The organism is Micromonospora sp. DT231, assembly GCF_049847025.1.
Lineage (GTDB): Bacteria > Actinomycetota > Actinomycetes > Mycobacteriales > Micromonosporaceae > Micromonospora.
This window is the reverse complement of sequence record NZ_JBNCNO010000005.1, coordinates 337,851-356,797: the sequence shown is the minus strand read 5'-3', so window position 1 is coordinate 356,797 and position 18,947 is coordinate 337,851. Positions and strand designations below refer to the sequence as shown.

Genomic DNA, 18,947 nt, shown 5'->3' with positions numbered 1-18,947 from the left:
GAACATGGTGGTATCCGGGCGGGTGCCGCCCTGCGCTGATTACCCGATTGTCCTGGTCGGAGCCGTGCAGGGGGCCATGCCGTCCGGGGCGCCGCTTCCCGGGCGCCCCGACGCGGCGGGTGGGTGATTTAGGCCGGTTCAGGGACATCGTTCCACCGTTTGGGTGACCGGTCCGTTTCGGTGGGTGTGGTGCGATCCTGGGAAAGAACCGCGCCCGGACGTGCAACTTGCCGAATAGGAGCCGTTCGCATCGGTATCTTTCGACAATTGACGGTGCGCCGGTATAGTGCCTCCAATTCCCCTGGAGCGTGCCGGAAGGCGTCTGGTCTGCGTGATGAAATCTGGGCTGGAAAGCGCGTCGACAAGCCCGCGCTTCGTCGGGCGGCAACCACAGTTGGCGCACATCAGGAGAGCCCAGGCCGCCGTGCTCAACCGTGGCTGGCAAATGGTGTGCGAGGTGGTCGGGGAGCCGGGCATCGGCAAGACGCGTTTCGTCCACGAGGCACTGGAACGGAGCGTCCCCGCCGTCGCCTGGGCCGTCGGGACCTGCTCGCCGGATGAGCGAGGAGTTCCCTTCCACGTGTTCCGGCACGCCTTCACGGCGGGGCAGTCACCCCGATGCGGGCTGCGTGCCGGGCGGTCCGGCGGGCAGACCTGGGCCGAGTCCGCCGCCGAGGTGCCGCCGGCGCCGGCGCGGGCCTCGGACGCCCAGCGGTTCCGGACCTACCAGTTGGCCCGTCGGCTGATCGGCCTGGCCGCCCGGGACGGTCTGGTGCTGGTCCTCGACGACCTGCACTGGGCGGACGCATCCTCCACCGGGCTGATCGCCCACCTGCTGCGGTATCCGGTGCCCGCCCCGCTGCTGCTCGTGCTCGTCTACCGCCCGCGGCAGATGGCGACCCCGATGCCGTTCGGCCCACCAGATCCCGGCGAACACGCCGACGCGGCGACGACGTCACGCGATCGGATCGAGCTGCCACCGCTCAGCCTCGCGGAGGTCGCGTTGCTGCACCCCTGCGTCGGCCAGGCGGAGGTGCGCCCGCGGTACGACCTGACCGGCGGCATCCCCGGTTACCTGGCGGCGCTGCCGGTCGACCCCACCTCGACGCGCGCCGATCCGACCCGTGCGACACCGGGTGCCCGGCTGTCCGACGCGTCGGTGGCCGAGTTGCGCCGCGAGTGGAGCGGCCTGCCCCCCGTCGACCTGGCCTGCCTACGGGCCGGGGCGATCGTCGACGCGCCCTTCTCCACGGATCTGCTCGCCGAGGTCGCGCAGGTCCCGGCGGCACTGGCGGTCGAGGTCGGCTGGCGGTTGGCCCGCCTCGACCTGATCCGCCGTGTCCCCGGCACCGGACGGTTCGCCTTCCGGCACCCGGTGCTGCGCATGGCCGTCGCCCAGGACACCGACCCGGCGTGGCAGGCGGAGGCGTCTGGGCGGGCGCTGACCGCGCTTGTCGAGCTGGGCGCCCCACCCGTGGACCGGGCCCGCTACGCGGAGCGTCTGCTCGCCCTCCCGAACGGCCGCTGGGTCGACCGCTGCGTCACAGTGCTCTGCCGGGCCGCGCAGGAGGTCCGGTGCGAGACACCGGACCTGGCCATCCGCTGGCTGCGGCTGGCGCTGCGTGCGCTGCGGCCGACGGCCGGCCTGACGCAGCGTCGCCACGAGGTGTCACTCGTGCTCGCCCAGATCATCGGGGAGGCGGGTGACCTGGCCGAGAGCCGGGCGCTGCTGCAGGAGATCGTGCCGCTGTTCCCCGCCGACCCGCCGGGACGACGGGCGCAGGCAGTGGCGCTCTGGGCGCGCGTGGAACGCCTGCTCGGCAACTACGCCGAAGCGGCGGCGATCAGCCGACGCGAGCTGGCCGCCCTGCCCGCCGAGGCCGGACCCGCAGGTGGTTACCGACTCGCCACCGAGATCGGCGTCGCCGGCATCCTGGCCGGCCGTCCGGTGGCCGGGCTGCCCGACGTGCTCGGCGGAGATCTCGGCGGCTCCGGCGCGGACCGGGCCGGCCTGCTGGCCGTCCGGAGTCTGGCCGCCGTCCACGACGGTGCGCTCGACGACGCCCGGGGCCTGCTCGACGCCGGTGCCCGGATCGTCGACTCGCTGCCGGACGGGGACGTGCGGGACCACCCCGACTGCCTCACCGCGCTCGGCCTCACCGAGTTGTACCTCGAACGGCATGCCGACGCGGGACGGCACCTCGACCGCGGGCTGACGCTCGTCCGCGCCTCGCACCGCGACGACGGGCTGTGCCAGTTGCTGCTCGGCCGCAGTCAGGTGGCCTACCACGGCGGCCAACTGCCCACCGCCATCGGACTGGCCACCGAGGCGGGCATCGTCGCCCGACGCATCGGCAGTCACCACCTGCTGAGCTTCGCCCTCGCGTTCGAGGCGGAGGCGACCGCGTGGCGTGGTGACCTGCGCGACGACGACCGGGCGGTGGCACTGGCCCGCAGCGCCGCCGGCATCGCCACCGACCTCGCCACCTGGTGCGGTCGTACCGCCGCGACGGCCCTGGCGACCGCGGCGCTGCTGTCCGGTGATCCGGCGACCTGCGCCGACCTGGTGCGGTCGGCCGGCGGCGACAGCCGGCTGAGCCGTCTCCAGAGCACCCTCCGGCCCAGGTGGTTCGAGCTGCTCTGCGCCGCCGCCCTCGCCGCGGGTGACCTGACCGACGCCGAGCGGCAGGCGCGGCTGGCGCTGGCCGAGGCGAACCAGGTAGGTCTGCCCGGGCAGCGGGGCTTCGCCGAGTCCGCGTACGGCGAGGTGCTGCTCGCCCGCGGCGAGGCCCTGGCGGCGCTGCCGCACCTGGAGACGGCGGCCGACCTGTTCCGCTCCGGCGGGATGGTGCTCCGACGCAGCCTCGCGCTGGCCTCGCTGGCCCGGGCGGCCGAGGCCGCGGACCAGACCGGCCTGGCGGCGCGGGCCCGCCGCCGCGCGCTGGAGCTGGCCGGGTGGTGCGGGACGGAACGGGTCGCCCTGCGGCTGGCCCGTCCGGTCGGCCCGCGCGAGGTCGCCGCCCTGACCGACCGGGAGTGGCACATCGCGCGGCTGGCGGCGACCGGGGCCACCAGCCGACTGATCGGGCGGCAACTGAACATCAGCCCCCGCACCGTGGAGGCGCACCTGACCCGCATCTACCGCAAGGCGGGTGTCGCCTCCCGGTCGGCTCTGGTCGCCTGGGTCGCTCGGCTCGATGACACCGGTCGATGACCACCTCCCGGGCCGGATGACATCGTTTCGTGCGACGTCGACAGGCCGGGCAGCACGAGGCCGCGCCGCCACCGTCGTGGCCCGACAGCCGCTCACATACTCGACTGCATCGGGCGCGAATCCCGTGCACCGGTGGTGGATGGAGGACGAGATGCTGGGCAGTAGATCCGTCAGGAGCCCGCGTACCGTCACCGCGCCGGTGCCGGCGATGCCGTTCGCCGCCGCCACGGTGGCGCTGCTCGTGCTGGCCGGCTGTGGTGGCGAGCCGGTGGACGCGGCCACCCCGGCGCCCCAGGGTTCGGCGGCCTTCGGTCGGGACCGGGCCGCGCTCGTGCTCACCGCCTTCGACCAGGCCGACTCGGCGGCCTCGGTGGCCGGCGACGTCGAGGCGTTGCGGGCCCAGGAGGTCCCGCCCTCGCTGGACCTGAGCATCGCCGCGGTACGCCGGGCCACCTACAACCAACGAACGCAACCGTCCTTCCAGCACATCAACCCGGCCTTCGCGGTGCCGCCCGGCGACCCGGCCTGCTTCCTCGTCACGGCCACTCTGCGGCTGACCGGCTCGGAGTTGGCACCGACCGACGTGAGCCAGTTCGTGCGGGGCGCCGACGGGCAGTGGAAGCTCAGCCACAACGTCCAGGTCACCCAACCGTCGCTTGTGGTCGCCCGGAGCATCGACGGCCGGCCGGCCACGGCGGGCGGGACCGCGCTTGACGAGACCAGTCGCCGGGCCCTCGCCGCCGAGGTGTTCGCCCGCAGCATCGGTTCCACGACGGGCAACCGGTCCCTCGTCGCGTCGAGCCCGTTGCTCGACGGCCAGTTCGCCGGCGGTTGGGAGGTCTACGGGCAGCAGCTCGCCGGTGTCGGCGCGGCGGCGCGGCGGACGATGGACCGGGCGGAGTGGTCGGACTGCGCGGTGGCGGTGCCGACCGGCACGCTCACCTTCCTGACGATCCACGCCACCGACACGCTGCGTCCCGCGCCCGGCGGCCCGGCCACCGTCCAGATGGTGCCGCAGAGCCCGGATCTGATCGCCACCGGTCATCGCGCGGCGGTCCGCGGCACGTCGATCCGGGTCACCCGGGTGGAGACGTTCGTGCTGCTGGTTCCCCCGCAGGCCACCGGCACGTCGGTGCTGGGGCTCAACGACACCGCGCTGACCGTCACCGCCGGCTGACCTGCCGTCGAGCGTCGACGACGCCGCCGGCGGCAGAAACCTGTGGCATCACTCGGATCGGACGCCCGGGACCGCGACGATGACAGCAGCCGTGATCGCCGGCGGGGCCGGCCGTCCGGCCACCAGGCTCGGGAGGAACCATGTGGCGTCCGCGCTTCCGATCGGATTACGTGCCGGTGCGGCTGCCCGACGGTCCGCTCGTGGTGCTGGGGGAGACCCGCAGCCTGCTCATCGACGACCCGGTCGCCGCGGACCTGGCCGACCAGCTCGACGGCGTCGCGCCGCTGGCCGACGTGGTGGCTCGGCTGGCCACCCGACACCCGGTCGCCGCCGTCGCCGCCGCCCTCGCCCGACTGCGCGACCACGGCCTGCTGGTGGCAGGTCCGGCGCACACGTCCCCGGCCGAGGCCGCCGGCTGGGACGCCCGGGGTGTTCCACCCGAGGCCGGCCAACTGTGGATGGCTGGCGGGGCGGTCACCATCGTGGACCTCGGCGCGCCCCGGGTGGCCGAGACCGTCGACGCGCTGCGCGGCCTCGGGCTCGCCGTGACGGTGGTCGGACCGGACCAGACCGACCTCGGCCCCGACACCGCCCAGGTGCTGGTGCTGCCGTCGTCGATGCTCGACCCCCGGCTGGCGCTGGTCAACGAGCGCCACCTGGTCGCCGGTCGAGCGTGGATGCTGGCCCGGCCGCACGGCAACGTCGTCTTCCTCGGCCCGCACCTGGTGCCGGGCCGCACCGGATGCTGGGCCTGCCTGCGGCAGCGGTGGCAGGAGAACGAGCAGGTGAACGCCTTCCTCGACGGGCAGGAGCTGGCCGCTCCGCTGCCGCAGCCCGGCCGCGCGGTCCTGCCCGGACTTGCCACCATGGCCGCCGGGCTGCTCGCCGCCGAACTCGCCGTGCTCGCCGTCCGGGGCACGTCACCGCGCCTCACCGGCCGCATGGTCGCCCTGGACACCCGGGACCTGAGCACGGAGAGCCACCAGCTGGTACGCCAGCCGCAGTGCCCCGCCTGCGGTGACCCGGACCTGGTCGGCAAGGCCGAGCCCCGGATCGACCTGCCCCCGAGCGGCGCCCAGCCCAGTCGGGGCGGGGAGTCCCGTACCCGGGAACCCGCCGAGGCGTACGCCGCGCTGGCCCACCACGTCAGCAGGTATCTGGGTGTGGTGAGTCGGCTGACCCCGCTGGAGGCGACCGACAACGGCGTCACCCACACCTACTCGGCCGGGCACAACTTCGCCCAGCCCCGCCAGCTCGCCGCGTTGCGCCGCAACCTGCGCGGGCAGAGCGGCGGCAAGGGCCGGACCGACCTGCAGGCCCGGATGAGCGCGGTCGGGGAGGCGGTGGAGCGCTACTGCGGGGTGTGGCGCGGCGACCGCCCGGTGCACCGGGCCACCTACCGGCAGCTCGGCCCGGACCGGGCGGTGCACCTGCGGGAGTTGCTGCTGTTCTCGGAACGCCAGTACGCCGACCGGGACCGGCTCAACCGCGACCTGGGCCACCTGCACCGCGTTCCCCGTCCGCTGCCCGACGACGTGGAGCTGGACTGGACCACGGGCTGGTCGCTGACCCGTCAGGCGCCGCGCGAGCTGCCCGCGGCGCACTGCTGGTACGGGCATCCGGAACTGACCGGGCTGGGGGTGTGCTCGGCCGACTCGAACGGCTGCGCGGCCGGCGGCACCCGGTCCGAGGCGATCGTGCAGGGTTTCTGCGAACTCGTGGAGCGCGACAGCGTCGCCCTGTGGTGGTACCACAGATCCCGGATGCCGGGGGTCGACCTCGCCTCGTTCGCCGACCCGTGGACCGCCGCCTGCGTCGACCACCACGCCACCGCCCTCGGCCGTGAGCTGTGGGCGCTGGACCTGACCGCCGACCTCGGCGTACCCACGTTCGCCGCGGTGTCCCGGCGGCTCGGCGCGGGGCCGGAGGACGTGCTTGTCGGCTTCGGCGCGCACCTGGACGCGCGGGTCGCGCTGACCCGGGCGCTCACCGAGGTGAACCAGTTCCTGCCCGCCGTGGCCGGACCGACCTCCGGTAGCCGGTACGGCGTCGACGACCCGGACACGGCGCGCTGGTTCGGCACCGTGCGGGTGGCCGACCAGCCCTGGTTGGCCCCGGATCCCACCCGGGCGCCGCGCACCGCCGTGGACCACCCGGCGCTGACCACCGGCGACGTCGGGGACGACGTGCGGCGGTGCGTACGCCGGGCGGAGCGGGCCGGCCTGGAGGTGATCGTCGTCGACCAGTCCCGTCCGGACGTCGACCTGGCGGTCGTGAAGGTCGTCGTGCCGGGCCTGCGGCACTTCTGGCGCCGGCTCGGTCCGGGCCGGCTGTGGGACGTGCCGGCCCGCCTGGGCCGGAACCCGCTGGCCGTCGACGAGACGTCGGCCAATCCGCTGAACGTCTTCTTCTAGTGAGGGACACGCAGATGACCAGCATGGTGGACCCGGTCGGTGGGCGGCCGGCGTGAGCGGCTCCGTCGGCGGTCCGCCGGTGCAGGAGTCGTACCGGCTGCGCCGGGACGCGGAACTGCGACTCGGTGAGGACGGCTCCCTGACCCTGCGGCAGACCCGCTTCCAGCTCACCCTGGAACAACCGGGCATGGGCCGGCGGGCGCTGCTGCTGCGGCTCGCCGCCGACTGGGTCAACGACGTCGAGGTCGGCCGACTGATCAGCGGGCTCGAGGGGGAGAATCGGGTGCTGCCCGCGCAGCTTCTGCTGCGCCGGCTGCTCGCCCACTCCTGGCTGGAGCGGCGCGTCCAGGTCGACGACCGGGCGCTGCTCGACCTGGTGCCCACCGGCCTGGGTCGGGGCAGCCTGCCGGAGAGCCGCCTGCACGCACCCGGGGTCCGCTACCGGCTCTCCCGCTTCGCCACCCTCCAGCACGAACACGGCATGCTGACGGCCGCATCGCCGCTGAGCACGATCGCGGTCGGCTGCGCCGACGCCGCCCTCGGCGCGGTGCTGGCCGCCGCCGTGCCGGGCGTCGGACCCGAGGCGGTGGCCCGCACGCTCGGCGTGCCGCCGGAAGCCGCCGGACGGGTGCTCGACGAGTTGGCCACCGCCCGGATCCTGGTCACCGACGCCGAGTTCACGGCGGAGTGCGACGACGCCCCGCTCGCCTACTGGTCGCCCGAGGAGTTGCGGCTGCACCACCGCTCCCGCGCCGGCCGGCACGCGCTGCCGGTGGGTGGCACCTACCGGATGCGGGAACGCTTCGCACCACTTCCCCTGCGCCGCCCGTACGACGGGGGTCGGGCGGTCGAGTTGCCGCTGCCGGACCTGGCGACGATCACCAAGGCGGACCCCGCGTTCAGCCAGGTCGTCACGGACCGCCGCAGCGTGCGCGACCACGACGACGCGGCACCGCTGCGCCTGGAGCGGCTCGCCGAGTTCCTGTACCGGTCGCAGCACACGAACGCCGTCGGCGAGACCGGTGGGCAGGAGGTCGGCCACCGGCCCTACCCGGGCGGCGGCGGAGTCTACGAGCTGGAGATCTATCCACTTGTCGCCCGCTGCGCCGGGCTCGACCCCGGGCTCTACCACTACGACGCGGTCGGACACCGGCTGGAGCCGGTCGCCGGGTGGGGGCCGGCCGCGGACCGGCTGCTGGCGTACGCCCGGGCGGCCGGCGCCCTGCCTCGGCCACCGCAGACGGTCCTGGTGGTCACCGCCCGGGTCCAGCGGCTCATGTGGAAGTACGAAGGGATGAGCTACGCCATGATTCTCAAGGACGCGGGTGTGCTGACCCAGCAGATGTATCTCGTCGCCACCGCCATGGGGTTGGCGCCCTGCGCTCTCGGCGCCGGGGACTCCCAGTCCTTCGCCGAGCTGTCCGGGCTCGACCCGCTCGTCGAGCCGAGCGTCGCCGACTTCCTGCTCGGCTCGCGCCGCTCCACCGGCCCGGCCGGGGTGGGGGGCCGGCCATGAAGTTCCGGCGGCAGGCGTTGCGCCAGTTGGAGGCGCCCGAGCAACTGGACCGGGCGGTACGGCTGACCACGGTGCCGAACTGGCTGGCCACCACCGCGCTCGTCATCGTCGTGGTCGCGGCGGGTGTCTGGTCGGTGCGCACGGTGGTGCCCCGGACCGTCGAGGCGGCCGGGGTGCTGATCCACTCGAACGGGATCTCGGCCCTCGACGCGCTCGACAGCGGCCAGGTGACGAAGGTGTGGGCGGCACCGCACCAGCGGGTGCCGAAGGGCACTCCCCTCTACAGCCTGCGCACACCGGACGGCAAGGTACGGGTGGAGACCGCGCCGGGCGACGCGTACGTCGTGGCCTGGCTGGTCTCCGAGGGTGAGATCGTCACCCCGGGCACGCACCTGGCCGACCTGGAACGGCTCGACACCGCCGGGGACGCGTTGCAGGCCGTCGTCTACGCCCCGGCCGTCGCCGCGCCGCTGCTGCAACCCGGGGTGTCCGTCGAGGTGGCCGCCGCGGCCGCGCCGCGCAACGTGTTCGGCACCCTGGCCGGCCAGGTGACCACCGTCGGCGCGTTTCCGGAGACCGAGGCCTCGCTGCGCGCCTTCCTCGGCACCGGGCCGGACGTCCGGCGGCTGCTCGCCCGCGGCAGCGTGGTCCGGGTGACCGTCGCCCTGGCGCCCGACCCGGGCGCCCCGGGCGGGCTGCGCTGGACCAAGTCCCCGCCGCCGTTCCAGCTCAACTCGGCAAGCGAGGTCACGGCGTGGTTCACGGTGGACCGGGAACACCCGATCGACTGGTTGCTGCGGCGATGAGCGCGCCGACGACAGCCGCCAGCGGCACGCCGGCACTGCCCAGGATCCGGCGGCGACGCGTCCGTACGCCCACCCTGATCCAGATGGAGGCGGTGGAGTGCGGTGCCGCCGCGCTGGGGATCCTGCTCGCCCACCACGGACGGCACGTGCCCCTGGAGGAGCTGCGCCGGGTGTGCGGGGTGAGCCGGGACGGCTCCACCGCGGCCACCGTGCTCAAGGGCGCCCGCCGGTACGGGATGGTGGCCAAGGGTTTCCAGATGGACCTTGCCGGCCTGGCCACCGTGGCGCTGCCGGCGGTGCTGTTCTGGCGGTTCGAGCACTTCGTGGTGCTGGAGGGGCTCGGACGCAAGGTCTTCATCAACGATCCGGCCACCGGTCCCCGGGCGGTGAGCTGGGAGGAGTTCGACGGCGCCTTCACCGGCATCGTGCTCACCATGGAGCCCGGCCCGGAGTTCCGGCCCGGCGGCACCCGCTACCGGCTGGTGCGGGCGCTGGCCGAGCGGTGGCGCGGCCCCGGCTCGGCGATCGCGCAGATGCTGCTGCTCGGCCTGCTGATCGCCGTTGTCGGTCTGACCATCCCGGTGATGGCGAAGGTCTTCGTCGACCGGGTGCTGCTGCAGGAGGACCGGGCCGCGTTCGCCGGACTGGTGGCGGCGGTGGCGGTGGCCACCGCGCTGACCTTCCTGGCCAGCCTGCTCCAGCAACGTCTGACCGTACGCGCGGAGACGGCGCTCGCCCTCGCCAGCGCCGCCCGGTTCTTCCGACATCTGCTGCGGCTGCCGCCGGCCTTCTTCGACCAGCGGCAGGCCGCCGACCTCAGCCAGCGGGTCCGCGGCAACGAGGTGGTCGCCGAGGTGCTGACCCGTCGGACGGCCACCACCGTGGTGGACACCGGCCTGGTGCTGGCGTACGGGGCGCTGCTCTGCCAGTACGACCTGCTGCTCGGACTGTGCGCGGTGGTCCTCGCCGGGCTGAACGTCAGCGTGCTGCGCTATGTCGCCTCGACCCGGTCGACGGCCGTCGCCGGACTCCAGGCGGACCGCAGCAAGCTGGTGACCACCGTGTACACCACGGTTCAGATGATCGAGACGGTGAAGGCCGGCGGCGAGGAGGAACGCGCGGTGGCCCGCTTCGCGGCCCGCCATGCCACCGTCGCCAGCCGTCAGCAGCGGCTGGGGGTGCCCACCGCGGTGCTGTCCGTCCTGCCGGCGCTCCTCGCCTCGGCGACCACGGCGGTGCTGCTCGGCCTGGGCAGCCGGCAGGTCGTGGCGGAGGCGATGAGTGTCGGCGTGCTCGTCGGCATGCAGAGCCTGGCCGCCGCCATGAACCGTCCCCTGGGCAATCTGACCGCGCTGGGCTCGCGCCTGCAGGACATGAGCGCCGACCTCAACCGGCTGCGTGACGTGGAGCGGTATCCGCTGCCGGCGACCCAGGACCAACCCAACCGTCAGTTGACGCCGATGGAGGGCCACCTGCGCCTCGAGGAGGTCACCTTCGGCTACAACCCGCTGGGCCGTCCCCTGCTGGAGAACTTCAGCCTGGACCTGCCGCCGGGGGCGCGGGTGGCGCTTGTCGGACGCTCGGGCAGCGGCAAGTCGACGGTGGGTCGGCTGGTCGCCGGTCTCTACCGGCCCTGGACCGGACGGGTCACCGTCGACGGCCTGGAGCGGGCCGCCGCCGACGACGGCCTGTGGGCGGCCACCGTCGCCATGGTGGACCAGGACCAACGGCTGTTCGAGGGTACGGTCCGGGACAACGTCACCATGTGGGACCTCACGGTCGCGGACGAGGACGTCGTCACCGCGCTCACCGACGCGTGCCTCTACGACGAGGTCGCGGCCCGTCCCGGTGGCCTGGGCAGCCCGGTACGGGAGAACGCCCGCAACTTCTCCGGCGGCCAACGGCAGCGGCTGGAGATCGCCCGCGCGCTCGTGCGCAACCCCCGGGTGCTGGTGCTGGACGAGGCCACGAGCGCGCTGGACGCCGAGACCGAACGCCGGATCGACATGCACCTGCGCCGCCGGGGGGCGACCTGCCTGATCGTGGCCCACCGGCTGTCCACGGTCCGCGACTGCGACCTGATCGTCGTGCTGGACGGCGGTCGGGAGGTCGAGCGCGGCACCCACGAGCACCTGGTCGCCCAGGACGGGGCGTACGCGCGCCTGGTCCGGGACCACTGACCACGACGAACCGAGGAGACGCTGATGAGTGGCGCGGTGGAGGATCCCCCGGCCGGCGGCCTGATCGGCTTCTGCGCGGACGGCGTACGCGAGGTCTGCCGCCTGGACGGCCCGGTGGCCGGCTGGCTGGTGACCGGGGGCGAGGCCGACCTGTTCGCGGTACGCCGGGCCGGGATGAGCCCCTCGCGTCGCCACCACGTGGCCCGGCTGCCCGCCGGTGGCCTGGTGCCGACGTCCACCGCGATCGGTGCGTGGCAGCTGATCCTGGTGCCGCTGCCCGGCACGGAGTTGCGCGGGCTGTCCCGGCGTCACCTGTCCCTGCTGGAGCGGCACGTCCGGCTCGGCCGGGTGGCGGACGAGGGGGTGTCGCCGCGGGCACGGACCGCCGCGACGGAGCTGGTCGAGGCGGTGGACCTGGTGCTCGTCACCGTCGCCGACGCGTTGCGCCGGGGGCAGGCGCCCCGGGAGGCGTCCACCCTGTGCGGACGCGAGATCATCTCGTTGGCGCAGGGGAGCGCCCTCACCTCCACCGGTGGCGCCTGGTGGCTGCGCAGCGCCGGCGGGCAGTTGCGCCGCAACGACGGCGGCCCGGCGGAGATGTCCGGGGAGCGGGAGCTGCTGCTGGTCACCGAGCGGGACTGGGTGGTGGCCGAGTCGCCGTGTGCGGTGGAGAGCCACGGGAGCTGGGACCTGCTTGTCAACGGTCAGCTCCGCTCGGCCGTCGACCAGCACGTGGCCCGGCTGTTGCGGATGGTGGAGACCCGGATCGAGGAGGCCGACGCGGCCCTGCTGAGCGCCGTGCGGCGGCGCCGGCTCACCGACGCGGCGGTGCTCGCCGCGGCGGCCCGCCGGTCGATCGGGGTGATCGGCGCGGGCGGCGCGGTGCCGGTCCCGGACACCGAGGCCGGCTTCGACAGGTACGAGCGGGCGGCCTCGGTGCTCCGCGTGGTCACCGCCGGGATGGGCACCCCGATCAACGAGCCGGCCGACCGCAGCCGCGCTCCGCTTGACGACCGGGCGGCGGTGCACGCGGTGACCCGGGCGTCCAGCCTGTTCCTCCGTGCCGTGCGGCTGCCGGACCGTTGGTGGCGGCGCGACCTGGGTCCGCTGGTGGGGTGGCGGGCCGGTGCCGACCCGGAGCACGCCGTGGCGGTGCCGCTGCTGTTCCGCCGCGGGCGCTACCACCACGTCGACCCGGACACCCGGGCGTACGCCCCGATCGACGCGACGGTGGCCGCGACGTTCGCCGCCGAGGCGACCGAGGTGCAGGCGCCGCTGCCGCCGACCGCGCGGATGCGCCACCTGCTGCGGGCCGGGTTGGTCGGCGCGTCCCGGGACGTACGGGGTCTGCTGTTCGCCGCCGCCTGCGTGGCGGTGCTGGGCCTGGGCGTGCCGCTGGCCACCGGCGAGGTGCTCGGCCAGCTGGCCCGGCGGGGCGAGGTGAACGGCCTGGTCGGCTTCGTTGCGCTGATGCTCAGCGCGGCGGTGGTCGCGGGGCTGGTCGGCGTGGTGCAGAACCTGCGTCTGCTGCGGTTGGACGGCCGGTTGCAGTCCGGCGCGCAGTTGGCGATCTGGGACCGGCTCATGCGGCTGCCGGCCCGGTTCTTCACCGGCCGCAGCAGCGGTGAGATCGCCAACTCGATGCTGGGGATCTCGTTCGTCGGTGAGGCGCTGAGCGCGTTGCTGCCGCAACTCGTCTCGGCGGCCGCGACGGTCGCGGTGACCCTCGGCATGCTCCTGGTGGTCGAGCCCGTGCTCGGGCTGTGGGGAGCGGGGATCGTCGCCGTCACCATGCTGACCTTCGGCGCGTTCGCCGTCCTGATCGTCCGTCAGCAGCGGTCCGCGTTGCCGGCCGAGCACCGGGCGGCGGCGATGACCAACCAGTTGCTCGGCGGCATCGTGAAGATCAAGCTGGCCGCCGCCGAGACCCGGGCCCACGCGCGCTGGTCGGAGGTGGCCGCGACGGCCCGCGCGGCGCTGCAACGGGTCCGGCAGAGTCAGGCGGGCCTGGTCGCCTTCGGCACCGTGCTGCCGGTCGCCGGCCAACTGGTCCTGTTCGCCGTGCTGATGGGGCCGCTCGCCGGCCGGGTCGCGCCCGCCGACTTCTTCATCCTCAACGTCGGCTTCGCGATGCTGCTCGGCGCGCTGCTGGTGCTGGTGTCGGCCGGGGTCGAGGTGATCGCGGCGGTGCCCCGCCTCGGCAGCCTGCGGGAGATCCTGCGCGCCGAACCCGAGGCGCGTCCGGACCGGGTGGACCCGGGCGAGTTGCGCGGCGAGGTCGCGCTGCACCGGCTCACCTTCGCCTACCAGCCGGACGAGCCGCCGGTGCTCGTCGACATCGACCTGCACGTACGCCCGGGTGAGTTCGTCGCCATCGTCGGACCGAGCGGCTGCGGAAAGTCCACGCTGCTCCGACTGCTGCTCGGCTTCGAACGCCAGCAGCAGGGCGCGGTGCTCTACGACGGCCAGGACCTCTCCGAACTCGACGTACACGCGGTCCGCCGGCAGTGCGGGGTGGTCCTGCAGGACGGGCAGCTCTTCGCCGGCTCGGTACGGGACAACATCTGCGGCGCCGGCAGCTACCCCCTGGACCAGGTCTGGGAGGCGGCCCGGATGGCCGGCCTCGCCGACGACCTGGAGGCGTTGCCGATGGGGATGAGCACGATGGTGCCGTTCGGCGGCGGCACGCTCTCCGTCGGGCAACGTCAGCGGGTGCTCATCGCCCGCGCGCTGGCGCCGCTGCCCCGGATCATCTTCCTCGACGAGGCGACGAGCGCACTCGACAACCGGACCCAGGAGGTGGTCAGCCGGAGCACCGCGGCCCTGGCCGCGACCCGGGTGGTCATCGCCCACCGGCTGTCCACGGTGCGTGCGGCGGACACCATCGTGGTCCTCGAAGCGGGGCGGATCGTCCAGCGGGGCACCTTCGACGAGCTGATGGGAGACCCGGAGGGGCTGTTCCACAGGTTGGCGCGGCGGCAACTGCTCACCGAACCGGGACGGGCCGACGCGGTGGCGCAGAGCCGGCAGGCCGACGGGCAGCCCGCGACGGGCTGACGGGCCGGTCAGCCGTTGTCGATCACCGTGCTGTCCTCCAGGCACACGTCCGTGTCGAGATGGTTCTCCAGCAGTTCGGCGACGTGCGCCTCCGACTGGTTCTCCACGGCGAGGCGAAACGCCTCGGTGAGCACGTTCACCACGCCCTGGGTCAGCAGCAGGGTTTCCCGGTCGAGGTCGGCCCAGGACGACCGGGCGCCACCGCGGACCAGCTCCGGGGCGAGGGCCAGCAGCCGGGCGGTGACGGCGGCGACCAGCTCGTCGGCCACCGGCCGGAGGCTGTCCAGCACCTCGCTGAGGGTCTGCAGGGCCGGCACCGTGCCGACGCGTACCCGATGCAGGTCCAGGGCGGCGCGCAGCGGGCGGGGCCGGACCGTGCGGACGGTGCCGTCGGTGGTCCGGCCGATCACGCCGTGCCGGGTCAGCGCGTGGGCCAGCGCGGGACGGTCGGCGGTCAGGCGTTGCAGCATCGCGGTCAGCCCGTCGGGCGCCTCGTCACTGGCCCGGACCCCCAGCATCGCCTCGATGGACACCAGGTTGAAGCCCTGCCGCTGCAGGGCGAGGATCGCGTCCAGCCGGCGGACGTGGGAGTCGTCGTAGAGCGCGGCCCGACCGCGCCGCACCGGCGGGGGCAGCAGCCGCCGGGCCTGGTGGGCGCGGATGTTGCGCGGCGACATCCCGACCTTGCGGGCGAGCTCCTCCACGCTGTACCCGGCCGGGCCGCCGGGCGTCGTCGTCACCTCGTCGATGCTCACGATGGCCTCCGGCAGCACTCGGTGACGGAACACGGCACCCCGTCGAACCGCTGTCACTGCTGGCGGTCCGCCGATCGCAGCCTAGGTGCGGGCACCGGGCGCTCGACAGGCGAGGAATTACTACTTGTCCACAGTGGTGTCGCTCATTAGAATTGCTCGCCCGCCGCAAGTCGCTGATTCTCAATTACCCGGCTTTCGCCGCAGCGCGACCCTTTCGCGGCCACATTCGGTGAAATCCCCGCTCGGTGGGCGGACCGGATCCGCCGGTGACCCACGATGAGGTGAAATCGGCGGCCCGGACCCTCCCGCGCTGCCTGTCGCCGCCGCCGGCGGTCGACCACCGAAGGGAGCAGGGTGTGACACCTGTCGATCGAGCGGTCTTCGTGGCCGCGTACAGCCGGCTTGTCGCCGACGTCTGGGCCGACCCGGTCAAGGAGCAGGCGCTCGATCGGGACCCGCGCGGGTTCCTCGCCGGCTACGGGCTGCATCTGTCCGAGGATGTGCAGGTCCGGGTGGTGCGGGACGTTGCCGACGCCGATCCGGACCTGGAGGTGCAGATCGAGTCGTGGCACCTGGCGGGGACCACCGGCGTCTTCGTGCTCTTCGTGCCGTCGCTGCTGCCGGTGGCCCAGGCCGAGCTGGCCGAGGACGAGCTGGACAGCGTCGTCGCCGGCCTGGACCCCAGCTGCGCCTGCTGCTGCCCGTGCTGCTGCACCTGACACCGATGTCTGCCGCCCACCGGTCGGCGCGGCAGATTCTGGTGGCAGAAAGCCGAAATCATTGATTGTCGAACCTCGATCTTCGTAGCGTTCTCGCCACAGCGATCGACCCCCCGTCCCACAGCGAGCCCCGAGGAAAGGACCGAACGATGAGCAACGACGACCAGGAATATGGCGCGAGGTTCGTGACCAAGTACTCGGAACTGGTCACCGCGGTGTGGCGCAGCGACGACGAACTGCAGCGCCTGCTCGCCGACCCGACCGGCTACGCGACGGCGGCCGGCCTGCCGGTCGCCGCCGGCTCCCGGGTCGAGGTCGACCGCGCACAGCCCGCCACGCTCTACACCAAGGACCAGATCGTCGCCGACTGGGCCGGCACGCCCGGCCTGCACGTGCTGCACGTGCCCGAGGTGCCGCTCGTCGACCTCAACGAGCTGACCGAGGCCGAGTTGGAGAGCGTCGCCGGCGGCGTCGCCCCGATCGCCGACAACAACGTCAACATCATCGCCGTCCTCATCCTCTAAGTTCCCCACCCCCGCCGGGAGCCTCGATGACTGACACGACCGAGACCATCGCCTTCCGATCCGGCACCTACCGGACGGCCACCGTGGAGCAGACCTGGGAACGGATCGGCGGCCTGCTCGACAGGTTCCGGATCACCCGGGTCGCCGACATCACCCGGCTCGACGAGATCGGCCTACCGGTGCACGTCGCCTACCGGCCGGTCGGAGCCACCATGGCGGTGAGCGTCGGCACCGGCGCCACGGCGACGCAGGCCCGGGTCAGCGCGGTCATGGAGAGCATCGAGTCCTGGCATGCCGAGAACCTCCGGCCGGGGACCGTCGTCCGGTCCCCGGCCGAGGCGCTCGACCTTCCGTACGACGTCCGGTGGCTGCACCTGGCGGAACGGTCACCCCTGACCCCTGCCGTCGAACTCGACTGGGTGGCCGGCCGCGGGCTGGTGACCGGTGCGCGTTGCCTGGTGCCCCGCGCCACGATCGAACTCGACTTCACCATCCGGCGGGGCTGGGACCGCGCCCTGTTCACCCCCAGCAGCAACGGGCTCGCCACCGGGAACACCTTCGCCGAGGCCAGCCTGCACGCCCTGCTGGAGGTCATCGAACGCGACTGCATCGCCCCGTACTGCACCTCGCCGTTGGCCGAGCGCACCTACGCCGACCCGGGCACCGCCACCAACGCGATGACCCGCACCGTGCACGAGGCGCTGCTGCGGGCGGGGTGCTGGGTGGAGATCTGCGACATCACGAACGCGGTCGACGTGCCCTGTTACGCCGCGTCGATCTGGTCGGAGGACCTCCCGGTCACCTTCGGCGGCTTCGGTTGCCACGTGGACCCGGAGATCGCCGTCGGTCGGGCCATGTCGGAGGCGGCGCAGTCGCGGCTGGTCATGGTCTCCGGTGCCCGGGACGACATCGACGCCACCGCGTACCACGACGTCGGCGCGCCGCCGGTGCCACCTCCCACCGTCGACCGGCCTGTCCGGCCGGTCCGCCGGGACTCGCCACCCGTGGGGGACGTGACCAAGGTGCTGCGGGAGCTGGCGTCGCGGGTGCAGCGGGTCACCGGCGTCGAGCCGTTCAGCGTCGACCTGACGCACGACGACATCGGCATACCGGTGAGCAAGGTGTTCGCCCCCGGCCTGCGGATGTTCGACGAGCGGGCCCTGAGTATCCGACCAGGAGTGCCCCGTGACTGACGTCGTCTTCATCGGTCCGAGCCTGCCGGCCGACGAGGTCGGTCGGCTGCTGCCCGACGCGGTGGTGCTGCCGCCCGTCGCGCACGGCGACCTGCTCCGCCTGGACGTCGCCCCCGGCGACCGGGTCCTCGTCATCGACGGGTTCTTCCTGCAACACCCGCCGGTCCGCCACCGGGAGATCCTGCACCTGCTCGACCGCGGCGTGACGGTGGCCGGCGCCGCCAGCATGGGCGCGCTGCGCGCCGCCGAGCTGTGGCCGTTCGGGATGCGGGGCGTGGGCGAGGTGTTCGAGCTCTACCGCGACGGCGTCGTCACGGGCGACGACGAGGTGGCGGTCGTGCACGGCCCCGCCGAGGAGGGCCACCGCGCGTTGAGCGTCCCGCTCGTGAACATCCGGGTCGCGCTGCGCCGCGCCGTCACGGCCGGCGTGCTCAGCGACGCCGAGGCCGAGCTGCTGCTGACCATCGGCCGGGAGCTGCCCTTCCGGCGGCGCTCGTACCGGGCGTTGGAGCGCAGCGCGCCGCCCGAGGCTGCGGACGTCGTGCAGCGGTTCCTGGCGTGGCACCGGCGGGAGCCTTCCGACGCCAAGGGCGCCGACGCGCGGCTGCTGCTGTCGATGGCGGCGCGCAACGCACCCGAGCTGTGCCCCGCGCACGCCGGTGACAAGCCGATCGACAACCTGCACACCCGCTTCCTGGACAGTTGGCGATCGCGGTTCGCCGGCGCGTCGGTCGGCGGGCACTGGGTCAGCGACCGGGAGGCCGCGGCGGTGCTGATGCTGCTGCACCCCGAGGCGGCCCTCTGGCACCGGCGGGGGGTGCTGGCCGGGTTGGCCGAGGTCGACATCGCCGACCCGACCGTCGAACAGCGTGCCCGCGAGGTGGCCCGCCGGCGAGGGCTGACCGCCGGGTTGCCGACCGGGTGGGACTGGCTCACCGACCGGGAACGGGATCTCGACGACAGCGAGGCGGTGCTGCGGGTGTTGGTGCGGGCGTTCGGCACCACGCCGTACCGCAGCCTGGCGCTGTGGATGGTCGCGGCGCCGCTGCGTACCCCCGCGTTGCTCGCCGCGGCGCGGCAGGTCGCGGCGACCGCGGCGTCGCTCAACGAGACCCTCGTCCCGCGGACGACGGGGCAGCGCCGGCCGGGTGGTCGGCTGCACTTCCGCACCGAGGTCGTCGACGCGTGCTTCGCGCGGCTGTGGGGCTGCGCCGACGACGGACTGGAGGCGGCGGCGTGGGACCGGGGGTTCGTCGACCTGGCGGCGCTCCGGTACGCCGCCGAACCGCTCGTCGCGTACGTCAAGGCGTTCGGTGCCCCGCGACTGCCCGCGGTGGCCACGTACGCGCAGGAGGACACCCTGGCCGCTACCGCGGCTCGGGTCGGCTGAGG

At 73.9% G+C, this 18,947-nt stretch carries 12 protein-coding genes; 11 read left to right on the top strand and 1 reads right to left on the bottom strand.

What is annotated here, in order from left to right; all coding sequences use genetic code 11:
- The first annotated feature begins 334 nt into the window (after positions 1–334).
- The 7 genes from ACPXBU_RS15915 to ACPXBU_RS15885 all read left to right on the top strand — a co-directional run bounded on the left by ACPXBU_RS15915 (position 335) and on the right by ACPXBU_RS15885 (position 14,364).
- Positions 335–3,214: an AAA family ATPase gene (locus ACPXBU_RS15915; protein WP_425758607.1), complete on the top strand. Its 2,880-nt coding sequence runs from the start codon at positions 335–337 to the stop codon at positions 3,212–3,214.
- Between the two features lie 151 nt (positions 3,215–3,365).
- Positions 3,366–4,391: a hypothetical protein gene (locus ACPXBU_RS15910; RefSeq protein ID WP_425758606.1), complete on the top strand. Its 1,026-nt coding sequence runs from the start codon at positions 3,366–3,368 to the stop codon at positions 4,389–4,391.
- 140 nt (positions 4,392–4,531) lie between these two features.
- Entirely contained in the window at positions 4,532–6,805 is a 2,274-nt protein-coding gene (locus ACPXBU_RS15905) for a TOMM precursor leader peptide-binding protein (RefSeq protein WP_425758605.1), read from the top strand.
- A gap of 52 nt (positions 6,806–6,857) precedes the next feature.
- Entirely contained in the window at positions 6,858–8,321 is a 1,464-nt protein-coding gene (locus ACPXBU_RS15900) for a SagB/ThcOx family dehydrogenase (RefSeq protein WP_425758604.1), read from the top strand.
- Positions 8,318–9,127, top strand: a complete 810-nt coding sequence (locus tag ACPXBU_RS15895; protein ID WP_393361713.1) for a hypothetical protein — start codon at positions 8,318–8,320, stop codon at positions 9,125–9,127. The genes ACPXBU_RS15900 and ACPXBU_RS15895 overlap by 4 nt, the downstream gene beginning before the upstream one ends.
- The gene (locus ACPXBU_RS15890; RefSeq protein WP_425758603.1) at positions 9,124–11,307 is read left to right on the top strand and encodes an NHLP family bacteriocin export ABC transporter peptidase/permease/ATPase subunit; all 2,184 of its coding nucleotides are present in this window, start codon (positions 9,124–9,126) and stop codon (positions 11,305–11,307) included. The genes ACPXBU_RS15895 and ACPXBU_RS15890 overlap by 4 nt, the downstream gene beginning before the upstream one ends.
- 24 nt (positions 11,308–11,331) lie before the next feature.
- The gene (locus ACPXBU_RS15885) at positions 11,332–14,364 is read left to right on the top strand and encodes an ATP-binding cassette domain-containing protein (RefSeq protein WP_425758602.1); all 3,033 of its coding nucleotides are present in this window, start codon (positions 11,332–11,334) and stop codon (positions 14,362–14,364) included.
- Positions 14,365–14,372: 8 nt separating this feature from the next.
- Here the strand turns inward: ACPXBU_RS15885 and ACPXBU_RS15880 are convergent, their stop codons facing one another.
- Positions 14,373–15,119, bottom strand: coding sequence for a MerR family transcriptional regulator (locus ACPXBU_RS15880; RefSeq protein ID WP_425758601.1), 747 nt, complete (start codon positions 15,117–15,119; stop codon positions 14,373–14,375).
- 356 nt (positions 15,120–15,475) lie between these two features.
- On the opposite strand from ACPXBU_RS15880, the gene ACPXBU_RS15875 reads away from it, so the two are divergent.
- The 4 genes from ACPXBU_RS15875 to ACPXBU_RS15860 all read left to right on the top strand — a co-directional run bounded on the left by ACPXBU_RS15875 (position 15,476) and on the right by ACPXBU_RS15860 (position 18,945).
- Complete coding sequence (locus ACPXBU_RS15875) at positions 15,476–15,838, top strand: hypothetical protein (RefSeq protein ID WP_393361701.1); 363 nt, start codon at positions 15,476–15,478, stop codon at positions 15,836–15,838.
- 149 nt (positions 15,839–15,987) lie between these two features.
- Positions 15,988–16,362 carry a class IIb bacteriocin, lactobin A/cerein 7B family gene (locus ACPXBU_RS15870; RefSeq protein WP_393246266.1) on the top strand — a complete coding sequence of 125 codons (375 nt, stop codon included), beginning with the start codon at positions 15,988–15,990 and terminating at the stop codon, positions 16,360–16,362.
- Positions 16,363–16,388: 26 nt separating this feature from the next.
- Entirely contained in the window at positions 16,389–17,555 is a 1,167-nt protein-coding gene (locus ACPXBU_RS15865) for a YcaO-like family protein (RefSeq protein ID WP_425758600.1), read from the top strand.
- The gene (locus tag ACPXBU_RS15860; RefSeq protein WP_425758599.1) at positions 17,548–18,945 is read left to right on the top strand and encodes a TfuA-like protein; all 1,398 of its coding nucleotides are present in this window, start codon (positions 17,548–17,550) and stop codon (positions 18,943–18,945) included. The genes ACPXBU_RS15865 and ACPXBU_RS15860 overlap by 8 nt, the downstream gene beginning before the upstream one ends.
- Positions 18,946–18,947 lie beyond the last annotated feature (2 nt).